Source organism: Streptomyces sp. CB02056 (assembly GCF_001905545.1).
Lineage (GTDB): Bacteria > Actinomycetota > Actinomycetes > Streptomycetales > Streptomycetaceae > Kitasatospora.
In genome coordinates, this window is the sequence record NZ_LIPD01000023.1 from 56,873 (window position 1) to 70,962 (window position 14,090).

General features: G+C 73.5%; 12 protein-coding genes. 5 read left to right on the forward strand and 7 right to left on the reverse strand.

The annotated features are described in order from the left end of the window. Positions 1 to 137: 137 nt before the first annotated feature. Entirely contained in the window at positions 138 to 632 is a 495-nt protein-coding gene (locus tag AMK13_RS37950; protein ID WP_074006112.1) for an HAD domain-containing protein, read from the forward strand. 220 nt (positions 633 to 852) lie between these two features. Here the strand turns inward: AMK13_RS37950 and AMK13_RS37955 are convergent, their stop codons facing one another. The 3 genes from AMK13_RS37955 to AMK13_RS37965 all read right to left on the reverse strand — a co-directional run bounded on the left by AMK13_RS37955 (position 853) and on the right by AMK13_RS37965 (position 2,988). Then, positions 853 to 1,341, reverse strand: coding sequence for a protease inhibitor I42 family protein (locus AMK13_RS37955; RefSeq protein WP_074006113.1), 489 nt, complete (start codon positions 1,339 to 1,341; stop codon positions 853 to 855). Next, positions 1,338 to 1,625 (reverse strand): hypothetical protein, encoded by a 288-nt coding sequence (locus AMK13_RS37960; protein WP_074006114.1) that lies wholly within the window; start codon positions 1,623 to 1,625, stop codon positions 1,338 to 1,340. Before AMK13_RS37960 ends, AMK13_RS37955 begins: the two co-directional genes overlap by 4 nt. 208 nt (positions 1,626 to 1,833) lie before the next feature. Beyond that, positions 1,834 to 2,988 carry a DUF6183 family protein gene (locus AMK13_RS37965; protein ID WP_074006115.1) on the reverse strand — a complete coding sequence of 385 codons (1,155 nt, stop codon included), beginning with the start codon at positions 2,986 to 2,988 and terminating at the stop codon, positions 1,834 to 1,836. Positions 2,989 to 3,318: 330 nt separating this feature from the next. Between AMK13_RS37965 and AMK13_RS37970 the strand changes: the two genes are divergently transcribed. The 4 genes from AMK13_RS37970 to AMK13_RS37985 are packed head-to-tail and all read left to right on the forward strand — an operon-like array spanning position 3,319 to position 9,144. Further along, complete coding sequence (locus AMK13_RS37970; protein WP_074006116.1) at positions 3,319 to 4,302, forward strand: ABC transporter permease; 984 nt, start codon at positions 3,319 to 3,321, stop codon at positions 4,300 to 4,302. Between the two features lies 1 nt (position 4,303). Beyond that, positions 4,304 to 5,254, forward strand: a complete 951-nt coding sequence (locus AMK13_RS37975) for an ABC transporter permease (RefSeq protein ID WP_074006117.1) — start codon at positions 4,304 to 4,306, stop codon at positions 5,252 to 5,254. Next, positions 5,251 to 7,395, forward strand: coding sequence for a dipeptide ABC transporter ATP-binding protein (locus tag AMK13_RS37980; RefSeq protein WP_074006118.1), 2,145 nt, complete (start codon positions 5,251 to 5,253; stop codon positions 7,393 to 7,395). The genes AMK13_RS37975 and AMK13_RS37980 overlap by 4 nt, the downstream gene beginning before the upstream one ends. Before the next feature lie 51 nt (positions 7,396 to 7,446). Continuing rightward, entirely contained in the window at positions 7,447 to 9,144 is a 1,698-nt protein-coding gene (locus tag AMK13_RS37985) for an ABC transporter family substrate-binding protein (protein ID WP_198959512.1), read from the forward strand. A 115-nt stretch (positions 9,145 to 9,259) separates the two neighbouring features. On the opposite strand, the gene AMK13_RS37990 is transcribed toward AMK13_RS37985, so the two are convergent. The 4 genes from AMK13_RS37990 to AMK13_RS38005 all read right to left on the reverse strand — a co-directional run. After that, positions 9,260 to 11,584: a DEAD/DEAH box helicase gene (locus tag AMK13_RS37990; RefSeq protein WP_074006119.1), complete on the reverse strand. Its 2,325-nt coding sequence runs from the start codon at positions 11,582 to 11,584 to the stop codon at positions 9,260 to 9,262. A gap of 45 nt (positions 11,585 to 11,629) precedes the next feature. After that, positions 11,630 to 11,926 carry a hypothetical protein gene (locus AMK13_RS37995; protein WP_074006120.1) on the reverse strand — a complete coding sequence of 99 codons (297 nt, stop codon included), beginning with the start codon at positions 11,924 to 11,926 and terminating at the stop codon, positions 11,630 to 11,632. Then, positions 11,923 to 12,630 (reverse strand): hypothetical protein, encoded by a 708-nt coding sequence (locus AMK13_RS38000; RefSeq protein ID WP_074006121.1) that lies wholly within the window; start codon positions 12,628 to 12,630, stop codon positions 11,923 to 11,925. The genes AMK13_RS37995 and AMK13_RS38000 overlap by 4 nt, the downstream gene beginning before the upstream one ends. Then, the coding region (locus tag AMK13_RS38005) for a hypothetical protein (RefSeq protein ID WP_074006122.1) at positions 12,627 to 14,090 on the reverse strand (1,464 nt) is incomplete at its 5' end. The genes AMK13_RS38000 and AMK13_RS38005, both read right to left, overlap by 4 nt.

The following is a 14,090-nucleotide window of genomic DNA, read 5'->3' on the forward strand; positions in this document are numbered from 1 at the left end:
AGGCAGACGCCGCTCCTCCAGGTCAGGTGGACAAGGCCGCACCACCCCGCACATGTACGGGTGGTGGATCGTTTCCCGCGTTCGCGGCGGTCGCTTCCCGTTGTGGCGGGGGTCCTACGGCGGCAGGATGAGTCGTCGTGACTGCCGACCTGCCGTTGTTGCTTCTGGACGTCGACGGGGTGCTGAACCCGTTCGCCGCGGCGGTGTGCCCGGCGGATTACCAGGAGTACGGGTTCTTCCCCGGTGAGGAGCCGGTGCGTCTGAACCGGGTCCACGGGCGGTGGCTGAACGGACTTGCCGAGCACTTCGAGATCGTTTGGGCGACGGGTTGGGAAGAGGAGGCGAACGAGTTCCTCGCGCCGTTCCTGGGGCTGGAACGGTTGCCGGTCGTCTTCTTCCCGCCCAAGCCGTTCGAACCGTGTGAGAAGGTGCCGGCGGTGGCGGCCTTCGTCGGAGAACGGGCAGCGGCCTGGGTGGACGATGCGCTGACGCCGCAGGCGCGGGCCTGGGCCGACGGCCGCGCGGCCGCGACCTTGCTGGTCGACACCGATCCGTGCGTGGGCCTGACCTGGAGTGCGGTCGAGCGGTTGTCGCGGTGGTCGATGGACCTGAGGCGGCCGAAGGCTGAGTGACCGTCGGTGCCCGAGCCCGCGAGGCGCTCCGATGCCGCTCCGCCGACCGGGACGTCACCCTGATCAAGCGGGCCACCGCCCCGGCCACCTCCGAGGCCCTGCGGCAGTACACCGGCATCGAGGGCCTGCCGGACCAGCGCGTCACCGGCTACCTGCTGGTCAACCCCACCGCCGCCGACCAGGCCGAGGCCCGGGTCACCGGCCTCCTCGGAACGGGGGTTCAGCGGGGGGCGTCGGAGCTGACGTCGACGGTGAACTGGCGCTTGATCTGGTCCGGCCCTCCGGGCCAGTCCCCACCGAGCTCGTCGCGGTAGGCGATGTGCACGGTCATGGTGGTACGGCCGGGGTTCTGGGCGCGGAAGGTGAAGTAGTAGCGGCCGCCCGAGCCGGTGTTTCCGATGTCGCCGAAGTCGAACAGGTCCCTGACGTCGAAGTTGTGGACGTACTCGTCACCGGCGGCCTTCGCGACGGCCGGGTCGGGGGCTGGAGCGGCCATGCTCCAGACGTCGCCTGCCAACCGGTAGGCGGGCACCTCCACGGAGAACAACTCGCCGGGCTTGACGGTGATCTGTCCCGAGGTCTGGGTGAACACCGTGCCGTGGTCGAGTCTGCCGGTGGTCTTCCGGTGGACGGTCACCGCGCGCATGGTGGCCGGGACGGCCAGCGCCGCGACGACCACCAGCAGGACGAGGCGCCACCTGCACTTCACGGGGTCGCTTCCCGGTGGGTGACGCGCAGCGCCAGGACGGCGGCGACGGCGTCGAGCCGGCGGGCGACCAGTTGGTCCCCCGCCGGGTCCTGTACGACCATGGCGGCTGCCTCCAGCCGGCCGCGGGCCGCGGCGGCGGCCGGTCCGGGCAGTGGTTCGGGCAGGGCGGCCGCGAAGCGGGTGCCGCCGGCGAGGACGGTCTCGCCGAGGAAGGTCAGGGCCCGTGGCAGCGTGCCGAGCCGGTCGACGGTGATCGCGGCGGCCACCGCGCCGTCGCTGCCCATGTTCCCCCCATGTTGTTCGACACGCTCCGCAGAGCGTCGAACAGCATAACGTCAGCCGGCGGCACGCCGGTGGACGCCGGGTCGCAGGGCCTGGTCGAGGGCGGTGCCGCCGCTGCCGGCGCCGACGTTCGTCCGGTGGATCCCCGAACTCGGCCGGGGGGGGAGGCCGGGTTGCGGTCGCGGGGCTGGCGGCCGGGGTGGCGTGTGGTCAGTCGGTGTCGGTGGCGGCCAGGACCGCGAGGTGTCGGCCGTCGGGGTGTAGGGCGGCGAGGGCGAGGTCCCAGGCGACGTTGTGGAACCAGGGGGCGGACGCGGTGCCGAGGCGGAGCCAGGTCGTCTGCCGCACGCGGTCGGCGGTCCGGGTGATCGGCGCGTCGGCGGGGGTGCCGGTCAGGGCGGCCAGGGAGCGCCAGGCGGCGAGTCTGCCGTAGGCGCCGTAGTTGCCGTGGCCGTAGGCCGGTGCGCGCAGGGCGGCGGTGAGCAGGGTCCGCAGGGCGAGGTCGGGGTCGGAGGGGTGGAGCCGGGCCGGGGTCTGGCCGGGCGGCCAGGGGGTGAGCGGCAGGAGCGCGAGGAGTGCCGGGAGGTCTTCGGGGGCGACCGGGTCGGGTAGCCAGAACTCCTGGGCGGCGAGCTTGCCGTTGGACTGGGCGAGCCAGTGGGCGACGGCCGCGCCCATGGCCTCCGTCGTGGCGGGCAGGCTGGTCTCGGTCGGTTCGGCCGCGGCCGCCCGCTGCCGCGTCGCCGGCGTGGTCTCCAGCGCGTCGCCCGGCTCCGGCCACACGGCCGGGACCGTCCAGGTCCAGTCGTCGGCGGCCTCCACGGGGCGCCGCAGCCCGTGCTCCTCGGGCAGCAGGGCCAGCGGCAGTACGGCGAGCGGGTGGCCCCCGGCCAGGAGGGTGTCGGCGAAGGCGCGCAGCGCGGGGTAGCCGTTGACCGCGTCCGAGACGAGCACCGTCTCGTGGAGCAGGCAGGCCGCGAACTCGCGCGCGTCCGCGGTCTCGGGTGCCCGGTCGAAGACCTCGTCGGCGATGTCCTCGATGCGGTGCCCGTGGGCGACGACCGCGGCCAGGTAGCGCGGGGAGACGCCGGGGTGCGGCGAGTCCAGCACGCGCACCAGGGCGCGCAGGCTCTGCGGCCCCGGGCGGGCGGCCAGGGCGTTCAGTGTCCAGTACAGGGCCGCGGCGCAGTGCCCCTGGCGGTCCCGGCCGGCGGCGGTGCGGGCGGCGAGTTCCGCCGCGAGGCCGCCGGCCCAGTCGAACTCGCCGGTGGCGACCCGCGATTCGACCTCGGCGCGCAGCACGGAGACGTCCGCGTCGTCGGCCTCGCACACGGCGTCCACCGTGCGGGTGATGTCCTTGTCCATGGCGTGATTGTTTCCCGGCGGCGGGTGGTCCGCCGCCGGCGGCGCGCCCGCCGACGCTCGGCGTCGGCGCGGACCGGTGGCCGCCGCGGCCCCTGCGACCTGCGGATTCGACGAATTGTGACGCGAACGCGTCCATGTGCTGCGGGCGCGTTTCGTGTTCGTGTCCACTTGCCCTGGTCCCTGGTGCCGGGTGTCGCTCGCACACAGACTGGCCTCTGCACGGTCGTGCAACCACCCCTTGGATCGAGGAAGTTCCACCCGCATGCCCAACTCCCCCAGACCCGGCGCTCCCCGGCCGTACCCGTCGCATCCGGTGGGGAGGTGGCGTCCGTGCTCCGGTACGTGACCCGCAGGGCTGCGGGCTGGTTCCTGGTGATCGCGGTGGCCACCAACGCCACCTACTTCCTGGCCAGTTGGTTCCTCGACCCGCGTTCGAACTTCAAGGAGCTGCGCCCGGTCCGCACCGAGGAGCAGATCTCCCGGGCCCTGGCCCCCTACAACCTGGACCCGCACGAGCCGCTGCTGCACCGCTGGTGGGACTGGCTGACCGGGGTGGTCCTGCGCTTCGACTGGGGCCGTTCCCCGGTCGGGGTGCGGGTGAACGGGGAGATCGGCTACCGCTCCCTGGTCAGCGCCGAGCTGGTGACCGGTGCGACGGTCCTGTCGGTCGTCGTCGGTGTCGCGCTCGCGGTGCACACCGCCTCGCGCCAGTACGGCTGGCGGGACCGGGCCGCCCAGGCCCTGTCCATGGCGCTGTTCAACGTCCCGGTGTCCATCGCCGCCCTCGCGCTGGTGCTGCTGGCCATCCGGCTGAACGAGCAGGCGGGTTGGCACTTCCTGTACGTCGCGGGCGAGAACTCGCCCGGCGTGGAGGGGTTCTGGGCGACGGTCGGCGACCGGCTGCTGCACCTGGTGCTGCCGACGATCACCCTGACCCTGACGGGGTACGTGGGCTACCACCTCACCCAGCGCTCGCTGCTGCTGGACGTCATCGGCTCCGACTTCGTGCGCACCGCCCGGGCCACCGGGCTGACCCGCGCCCAGGCGATCCGCCGGCACGCCCTGCGCACCGCGCTGATCCCCACCGCCCAGTCCGTGGCCTTCGGCATCCCGGCGGTGTTCACCGGTGCGGTGCTCACGGAGACGATCTTCGGTTGGAACGGCATGGGCCAGTACTTCATCCAGACCATCAGCAAGAACGACGTGCACGGCACCGTGGCGACCGCCGCGTTCGCCGCCGCCCTGACGGCGGTCGGCGCGATCCTCGCGGACATCGCCACCGTCCTCCTCGACCCGAGGGTGCGGGTGAGCTGAGATGAGCACTCCTGTAGCCCCTGTGGGTCCCGGCGCGGCCGCCGATCCGCTGCACACCGACCCGCCGGCCGCCGGGCACGACGGCCGCTACCTGGGCCGGCGCCGCCTCTACCTGCGCCGCTTCCTGCGCAACCGGACCGCCGTCGCCGGCGTGGTGATCTTCCTGCTGCTCGTGCTGTTCAGCGCGCTCGGCGGCCTGTTCACCCCGTACGGCTTCGCGGACACCGACTTCTCCGCCCTCACCCAGGCCCCGAGCGCCGAGCACTGGTTCGGCACCAACCAGGGCGGCAACGACGTCTACGCCGCCGCCGTGCACGGCCTCCAGCGCTCGCTGGTGATCGCGGTGACCGTGTCCCTGCTGACCGTCGCCCTCGCCGCGGTCGTGGGCGCGGGCGCCGCCTACGTCGGGGGCCGGGTGGAGAAGGCGACCCTCGCCCTCATCCACTTCCTGCTGGTCGTGCCGTCCTTCCTCGTCCTCGCCCTGGTCTCGCACCGGCTGGCGGGCGACTGGCGGGTCCTCATCCTCGTCCTGACGGTGTTCGGCTGGATGTCCACCGCCCGCGTGGTCTGGTCGGTGTCGACGTCCCTGCGCGAGCGCGACTACGTGCGCGCCGCGGAGTACATGGGCGTGCGCCCCCTGCGCATCGTGCTGCGCCACATCATCCCCAACCTGGGCTCCCTGCTCATCGTCAACCTCACCCTGGGCGTGGTCTCCACCGTGCTCAGCGAGACCGCCCTGTCCTTCCTCGGCTTCGGCGTCCAGACCCCCGACGTGTCGCTGGGCACGATGCTCGCCGACGGCGCGGGCACCATCACCAGCGCCCCCTGGCTCTTCGCCTTCCCCGCCGGGCTGACCGTCCTGCTCACCGTCTCGATGACCTTCGTCGGCGACGGCCTGCGCGACGCTTTCGACCCCACGTCCACCACCGGCGCGGCAGGAGCCCGACGATGACCCTCGCACCCGCCCCCCGCACCGGGCCCGCGACCGCTCCCACCGGGTCCACCGACCCCGCCGGGCCCGCACCCGTCCTGTCCGTCCGCGGCCTGAGCGTCTCCTTCCCCTCCGAGGCCGGGCCGGTGGAGGCCGTGCGCGGCGTCGACTTCGACCTGCTGCCCGGGCGCACCCTGGGCATCGTCGGCGAGTCCGGCTCCGGCAAGTCCGCCACCGCCCTCGCCGTCATGGGCCTGCTGCCGCCCACCGCGCGGATCGGCGGCCGGATCCTGCTGGGCGGCCGCGACCTGGCGGCGATGGACGACAAGGAGCTCTCCCGGGTCCGCGGCAAGGACATCGGCATGGTCTTCCAGGACCCGATGTCCGCGCTCACGCCCATCTTCACCGTCGGCCGGCTGCTCTCCGAGGCCCTGCGCGTGCACCGGGAGCTGTCCCGGAAGGACGCCTGGGAGCAGGCGGTGGAACTGCTCGACCTGGTCGGCATCCCCGACCCGCGCGAACGCGCCAAGTCCTTCCCGCACGAGTTCTCCGGCGGCATGCGCCAACGCGTCGTCATCGCCCTGGCCATCGCCAACAAGCCCTCGGTGCTCGTCGCCGACGAGCCCACCACGGCGCTGGACGTCACCGTCCAGGCGCAGATCCTCGACGTGCTGCGCCTGGCCCAGCGCGAGACCGGAGCCAGCCTCGTCCTGATCACCCACGACCTGGGCGTGGTGGCCGGCCACGCCGACGACGTCGCCGTCATGTACGCCGGGCGGATCGTCGAGCACGCGGGCGTCGACGAGCTCTTCCGCCGTCCCACGATGCCCTACACCGCCCGCCTGCTGGCCAGCGTCCCGACCGTGGACAGCGGCGTCCCGCGGCCCCTCGTCCCGGTCGGCGGGGAGCCGCCGTCCCTGGTCGCCCTGCCCGGCGGCTGCCCCTTCGCGCCCCGCTGCGCGGTGGCCGTGGACGTGTGCCGGACCACCGAACCAGGCCTGGCTGCACCGGACTTGACCTCAGCGGACCTGAACGCACCGGCGCCGGCCGGGCGGCCCGGCCGCGCCGCCTGCCACCGCGCCCGGGAGATCGCCGACGGCAGCCTCGACCCGGTCGGGGCGGCCCCTCCCGTGCCGACGGCCGGCCCCGCCGAGCGGACCGCCGGAGAGGTGGTCCTGCGCGTCGAGGACCTGGTCAAGACGTTCCCCGTCACCAAGGGCGCCCTGCTCAAGCGCCGGGTGGGCACCCTGCACGCGGTCAGCCACGTCGGCTTCGAACTGCGCGCGGGCGAAACCCTGGCCCTGGTCGGGGAGTCCGGCAGCGGCAAGACCACCACGCTGCGCGAGGTGCTGCGGCTGCGCGCCCCCGAGGGCGGCCGCGTCGAGGTGGCCGGCACCGACGTCGCCACGCTGCGCTCGGCCGCCGAGGTGCGCGAGCTGCGGCGCCACGTGCAGATCGTCCTCCAGGACCCGACGGACGCCCTGGACCCCCGGCTGACCGTCTTCGACCTGCTGGCCGAACCGCTCCAGGCCGCCGGCGCCGACCGCACCGCCGTCCGCTCCCGGGTCACCGAACTCCTGGACCTGGTGGGCCTGGACCGCGCCATGGGCGACCGCTTCCCCGCCGCCCTGTCCGGCGGCCAGCGCCAGCGCGTCGGCATCGCCCGCGCCCTGGCCCGCGAGCCGAGGCTGCTGGTCCTGGACGAGCCGCTGTCCGCCCTGGACGTCTCCGTGCAGGCCGAGATCATCAACCTGCTCGCCCGGCTGAAGCGCGAACTGGGCCTGGCCTACCTCGTGGTGGCGCACGACCTGGCCGTGGTGCGCTACTTCTCCGACCGCGTCGCGGTGATGTACCTCGGACACGTCGTCGAGTCCGGCGCCACCGAGGAGATCTTCGCCCGGCCCCGGCACCCGTACACCCGGGCCCTGCTGTCGGCCGTCCCGGTACCCGACCCGGAGCGCGAGCGCCACCGCGAGCGCATCGTCCTCGCGGGCGAGCAGCCCAGCGCCGCCCGGCTGCCGCAGGGCTGCGTGTTCGTCGACCGCTGCCCGCTCCACCGGGAGGCCGACGAGGCCGTACGCACGCGCTGCCGCACCGAGCGGCCGGCGACCGTCGGCGCCCCGGACGGCTCCGACCACCGGTACGCCTGCCACGCGGTCTGACCCCCGCCCCCCGCTCTTCCCCGTCTCACCGAATCCCACCAAGGACACCCCATGCGTCGGAAGCTCGCCCTGCCCCTCGCGCTCGCCGCGGCCGTCTCGGTCGCCGCCACCGCCTGCTCCTCCTCGTCCCCCTCCGGCGGCTCCACCGGCGCATCCCCCGGGCAGGACGCCAAGAACGCCGCCAAGGTCGCGTCCTCCGTCACCGACTACAACCCCCAGCCGTACGAGAACATCAAGGACGGCGGCACCTACACCACCGCGGGGACCTTCGACGAGCAGGGCAACCCGTTCAACGTCAACGGCACCCTGAACGCGCTGCGGGTCTGGTCCTGGTACAACGCCGACGCCATCACCTACTCGCCCACCGGCGAGGTCCAGTACAACCCGGACTACTACAGCGACGTGAAGGTCTCCGTCGAGGGCGGCGACCAGAAGGTCGTCATCACCCTCAACCCCAAGGCCGTGTTCAACGACGGCACCCCGATCGACTGGCGGGCCATCGAGGCCACCTGGAAGGCCAACAACGGCTCCGACAAGGAGTACGCGGCCTCCTCCACCGACGGCTACGACCGCATCACCTCCGTCACCCGGGGCGCGGACGACAAGCAGGCGGTCATCGCCTTCAAGGGCGTCAACGCCTCCTGGTCCGCGCTGTTCACCACCTTCCTGCACCCCCAGGCCGCCACCGTCGACAACTTCAACAAGGCGTACGTCAAGACCGCCCACCCCGAGTGGGGCACCGGGCCGTACACCGTGGGCACCTGGGACGACCACTCCGGCAACATCACCTTCGTACGCAACCCCACCTGGTGGGGCCGGCCGGGCAAGCTCGACAAGCGCGTCTACGTCAACCTGGAGAGCGCCGCCTCGATCAACGCCTTCAAGAACGGCGAACTCGACTACGCCCCCGTCGGGACGGCGGAGAACCTCAAGCAGGTGAAGACGGTCAAGGACGCCGAGATCCGCAGCGGCGGCAGCCCCTTCGAGTACTCGCTGTACCTCAACACCAAGTCCCCGCTGCTCGGCGACGTCCAGGTCCGCAAGGCCGTGCAGGAGAGCATCGACCGCGCCCAGATAGCGAAGATCCGGTTCCAGGGCCTCGACTACACCGAGCCGCTGCCCGGCTCGTCGGTGCTCTACAGCTTCCAGCAGGGCTACCGCGACAACGTCTCCTCCGTGCTGAAGTACGACCCGGAGCAGGCGCGCAGGACCCTGGACGCGGCCGGCTGGCAGCCCGGGGCCGACGGCATCCGCGCCAAGGACGGCAAGCAGCTCGCGATCGGCTACACCCTGCTCGGCGACGGCCCCATCGAGAAGGCCACCGCCGGCGCGTTCACCGCGATGCTCAAGGCCGTCGGCGTGAAGGTGGACGTCAACAAGGTCTCCGAGAACGACTTCTCCAAGGTCCTCAGCGACCGCCGCTTCGACCTGTTCATCTCCGGCAACCGCTCGACGGACCCCTTCGGCGCCCGGTACCTGTGCGACTTCTACTGCTCCGACCGCGACTCCAACATCACCGGAGCCGGCACCCCCGAACTGGACAAGGAGATCCGCGCCACCGGAGAGATCGCCGACCTCGGCCAGCAGATCGCGGCCGTCAACGAGGTCGAGCAGAAGGCCCTCCAGCAGTACTCCCTGCTGCCGCTCTACAGCGGCCCCTCCACCTACGGCATCCGCAAGGGCCTCGCCAACGTCGGCGCCGCCATCTTCTACAGCCCGCTGCCCGAGACCGTCGGCTGGCAGAAGTAGCAGTACCGCCGGCGCCCGGGGGCGGTCGGCTCCCCGGACCGTCGGGGGACGCACGGCGCACGTCGGACGTGCGCTCGCCGAAGGGCGGCTCCGCGGGCCGCCCTTCGGTGGAGCATCACCCGGTCCGGCCGCCGGTGGTGGTCCCGGCGTGCCGGTGGAGGGCGTCCAGGAGCGCGCTCTGGTGGTCGGTCAGCTTGCCGTCGGCGCGGGCCTTGTCCTGCTTGCGCAGCCAGGTGCCGGGGCGGAAGGCCGGGTCGGCCTCGCCGCCGGTGCGGTTGGCCGGGCCGTCGAGGGTTCCGCCGGCGGCGAGGTAGGCGAGCAGGCGGCGGTAGGAGCGGTTCCAGTCCGGCTCCAGGCGCCACAGCTCGTCCAGCGCGTCGAGCTTCGCCGCCTGGTCGCCGGTGAGGTTGTCGGCCTTGCGCTGGCGGCGCATCCACGCGCCCACCGCGTAGTCGTCCAGCTTCGCGGTCGCCGGGATGGCGAGGTGGCCGTGCCGGCGGTGGAACGCGGCGGCGTACGCGGCGCCGCGTTCCCAGGCGTTGGCGTTCTTCGACCAGATCATGCCGAGCGCGTCCAGCTCGCTGACCCGGGCGGCATCGAGCAGGCCCTGGCCGTGGAGGTGGCGCTGGCGGGTAAGCCAGGAGATCAGCTCGGCGTTCCTGGTCTTGTCGGTGGGGTCGAGGTGGCCGTGCCCGGTGTGGAACCCGGCGGCGACGGCGTGCATCCGCTGCCACTCGACCGCGCGCGGGTTGAACGCGCGCAGCTTCACGGTCTGGAGGATGCGCGCGGCGTGCCGACGGGCGTCGACCTTCAACCACTCGACCGGCGACTCCACCGGGGCCGCCGGCTGCTGATCGCCCTCGGCCGGCTTGGCCGCGGTGGTGTGCGCGGCGGGCTGCGAGCGGTGGGCGCGCAGCTCGGTGATCCGGCCGACCACCCGGGCGTCGTGCGCCGCGAGAGCGCGCAGGACCCGCCAGATCGTGCGGAAGCTGGACGCCTCGATCTCGGTGTCGGCCTCCGCCTTCACGGCCTCGCCGGCGTCGTGGACCTCGGCCGGGTGCGCGGTGGCGGTGTCGTCGCCGACCTGAGGCGTCGGCAGGTAGACCGGGATGACGATCCACGAGACCTTGCCCTGCCGGTAGGACTGGCGCAGGGCGCGGCCGACGGCCTGGACGATGTCGATCACCGACGACTTCGGGTCGGCGAAGCAGACGGCGTCCACCGCGGCGACGTCGATGCCCTCGGTCAGCAGCCGGCTGTTGCAGAGGATGCCGCACTCCTCGCCGTCCTCGCCGGTGTGGGCCTTGAACTCGGCGAACGCGGCCCGGCGGTCGCGCAGGCGGTCCGTGCCGGCCACCGCCTTCGCCCAGATCCGCTCCGGGCGCTCCGCGTCCTCCAGCAGCCGGGAGGCGTCCGGCAGGGTGTCCGCAAACTCCCGTGCCGCGCTGACCCGGGAGTGGAACGTGATGACCCGGCGCAGGTCCAGGTCGGCGACGGCGCGCAGCACGGCGATCTGCAACGCGAGGCGCAGCAGTTCCTCGTTGGAGCGCTGGGTGCGCAGGTCGGCGACGGCGGGGAGGCGGAGCAGTTCGCGCAGGTCCTCGTCGGTGACGACGGGGACCAGGACGCGGTAGTCGGCGAGGTAGCCGTGCTCGATGCCCTGGCCGAGGGTCCAGGTGAAGACGGCCCGGCCGTAGATGCTCTCGTCGTCCATGGAGCACAGCGCGGGCAGGGCCTGGCCGTCGGCGTCGGCGAGGTCGGCCAGGCCGTCCTTCGCGCGCCGGTCGTCGGCGATGCGCGGGGTCGCGGTGAAGTAGAGCCGCCGGGCGGCGGGGACTTGGGCGTCGTCATGGACGGCCGCCCACGCCTTGCTCCCGGCGCCGGCGGTCCGGTGCGCCTCGTCGATGACGACCAGGTCCCAGGCCGGGAGCCGGTGCAGCTGGTGGGCCTGGACGATCCGCTCCAAGCTCGCGTAGGTCGCGTACACGGTGACCGGCTCGCCCGGCTTCTCGGCGGCGACCAGGTCGGTGATCCGCGGGGCCTGCGTGGTCACCCGGGCGTGGACGCGGCCGCCGGCCTCCGCGCTCTCCAACGCCTCCTCCCGCGAACACGCCGCCACCGCCAGCCCCCGGCGTCCGCCCCGCAACGACCAGGCCTCCGCCGTCTGCTCCAACAGCTCGATCGTCGGCACCAGCACCAGCACCCGCCCCCGAGCGGCCAGACGCCGGGCGCAGCCGGCCGCGATCAGCGTCTTCCCGGAGCCGGTCGCCGCGACGACCGTCGCCCGGCCGCCGTCCTTCACCTCGCGCACCGCGGCCACCACCGCGTCCTTCTGGAACCCGTGCAACGGCAACGGGTTCGCGGCCGTGTCGACCGGCTGCGCCGGGAGCGGCGTCCGGGCCGGCGCGTCCTGCTCGGCGGTGGCGGTGGTGCTCTCCACGACGCGGGTGTCTCCTTCGCATACTGGGTGCCGGGTGCTGGGGGGTCAGTGCTCGTCGGGGTAGGCGTAGCGGTGGAGGGCGTCGATCAGGCCTTCGACCAGGTCGCCGAACGGCGTGGTCCGCCAGTCTCCGTCGAAGCCGCCCTCTGCCAGGAGGATGTCGGCGAGTCGGTCGGTCAGCTCCTGGGCGTCCTCCTCGCTCGGCGGGGTGGCCGGGTCGAGGGCCACCCCGCGGGCCTCGGCGGCGCGGCGCAGCACGGTGAGCTTCTCGTCGGAGCCGGCGAACCATGCGGGGCGGTGGGGGTCCGGTGCGGTGTGCCGGTCCGGATGTCCTGCGCTCACCGGTTCTCCCCGGGGATCCAGCCGCGGACTTCGAGGTACTGGATGTCGGCGTCGGCGATGGCGCGGCCGGTCTCCACCAGCCACGTCTTCATGGCCTCGGTGACGTCGCCGTGGTGGCCGGCGACCCGCCGGGACCACTCGGCGGCGTCGAAGCCCCCGGTGCCGGCGGAGCCGTAGGTGCGCTCCTCGGTGCCGTCCGCGCGGGGGACGAACCCGCGCCGGATGCCGCCGGAGTCCTGCTCCGAGCCCGCCGAGTACACGTACTGGTCGGCCTTCATCCGGACGGTGAAGGCGAGGCGGCCACCGGCCCGGCCGGTCTCGTGGACCACCGGGGCGAGGTGGCTCGCGCCGGACCTGATGGCCTGCTTGCCCGCGCGGCCGGCCATCGACCCGCCCGCCTCACCGACGGTGTCCTTGCCCCGCACCCGCGCCTTCTGGCCGGTCTTCGTGCGGCGGCGCTCCACGTTCTCCTGGGCGACGGCGCCGAGCGCCTCGGTGTCGCGCTCGCCGCCGCGCACCGCCCGGACGACCTGGCGCAGCGCGTTCACGAACGCGGCGCCCTTGCCCTTGGTGAAGAACTGGGAGACGAGGGAGGCGTCGCGGCCGAGCATCCCGGCGACCTGGCGCTTGGTGTAGCCCTGGTCGATCAGCTGCTGGGTCAGCCGCGCGGCCTCGTTGGGCTGGTTCGGAGCGGCCGGGCTCACTGGTCGGTCCCCTTCGCGGCGAGTTCGGCGCGGCCCAGGCCGCGCAGCTTCAGGTACCGCTCCTGGCTGGTGGGGTGCTCGACGGGACCGGTGAGGTGGCCCTTGAGGAGGTAGTCGCCGGGCTCGCCGCGGTAGGGCCAGGGCTGGCGCTCGGTCAGGGCGATGCCGTCGGTGCCGAAGTAGACGACGGTGCCGGGCTTCGCGTGCAGGGCGCCGGCGTGGCCGATGACCTCCTTGCCCTGGCGGTACCTCATGTCCAGCAGCGCCGCCCGCGCCCCGGACCACACGTAGGCGGCCCACTCGGGGTGGGCGTACGGGTCGCGGGAGAAGCCGGCCTGCCGCTGCCAGGTCACCACCTGGTCGTCCCGGCCGAGGATCTCGACCCCGGCGGGCAGGGTCTCGCCGACCGGGGTGGTGCCGGAGACCAGGCGCGGGCGCTGGGCGAAGCCGCCGAGGCCGAACAGCAGCACCGCGCGGACGGCGCGGGAGGCGAGGTAGGCGGCGGTGCGCTGGCGGTCGTCGCCGTGCATGCGGGAGAGGTTGGTCAGGTCCGCCCACGCCGACTTGAGGCGCTTGCCCCACTCGTCGAGCGGCTTGCCGTCCTCCCAGAGCAGGCCGCCGAGGACCTCGATCCGCCACGGTGCGAGGTGGTTGGCCAGGGCGAGGTGGACCTCGGCGCCGCCCGCCCAGGTGGTGAAGGTCTCGCCGGGCGCCGAGGGGTAGGTCCAGGCGCGGTCGCCGGTGACCGGGGCGGGCAGCAGGCCGACGTGGTTCCAGCCCTGCGGGACGGTCACCTTGACGTTCCAGTGCGAGCAGGACATCAGGGCCTTGGTCTGCTCGGCCTCCGTCATCGCGGCGAACCCGGCGGCGGTGATGCGGCGCGGGGTGCCGACCGGGGACTTCCACAGGTGCTTGGCGTAGGCGAAGGTGCGGTCGTACTCCACCAGGGCGGGCAGCTGCTGCGGCACGCGCGGGGGCAGGACCAGCTCGGTGCGGCCCTGGCCGCCGGTGGCGTGCAGCAGGCCGCGCAGCTCCTCGGACAGGACCGGGTAGCCGCCGGCCCACTTGCCGGTGGTCGGGACGGTGCGCGACCACAGGTCCCGGCCGGTCTGCGACGGCGAGCCCATGAGGACCGCGTCGTCCCAGTGGCGGCGCAGCGCCTGCCACAGCAGGGTGAACGCCTGACGGCAGGTGACGACGTCGGCGCCGTCCGGGTCGAACCACTCCCCCATGGAGCGGATCTCGGTGGTGCCGCTGTCCGGGGCCGCGGTGGGGGCGTAGCGGCCGACGGGCTGGCGCTGGTGGACGAAGTGGCCGGCGAGCTTGTCGCGGCCGGAGCCGACGGCGGTGGTCCACCGCTCGGACGGGGTGTTCAGCCAGGCGGCGACGGCGTCCTTGAGGGTGGAGTAGCGCTCGGCGCCGTCGTGCCAGGGGGCGCCGGCGGTGATGTAGACGCGCTC

Excerpts from the sequence above, each read along its gene's own strand:
- AMK13_RS37960 (WP_074006114.1), bottom strand. The coding sequence starts at position 1,625 with ATGGGCAGCGACGGCGCGGTGGCCGCCGCGATCACCGTCGACCGGCTC.
- AMK13_RS37965 (WP_074006115.1), bottom strand. The coding sequence starts at position 2,988 with ATGGACAAGGACATCACCCGCACGGTGGACGCCGTGTGCGAGGCCGAC.
- AMK13_RS37975 (WP_074006117.1), top strand. The coding sequence starts at position 4,304 with ATGAGCACTCCTGTAGCCCCTGTGGGTCCCGGCGCGGCCGCCGATCCG.
- AMK13_RS37980 (WP_074006118.1), top strand. The coding sequence starts at position 5,251 with ATGACCCTCGCACCCGCCCCCCGCACCGGGCCCGCGACCGCTCCCACC.
- AMK13_RS37985 (WP_198959512.1), top strand. The coding sequence starts at position 7,447 with ATGCGTCGGAAGCTCGCCCTGCCCCTCGCGCTCGCCGCGGCCGTCTCG.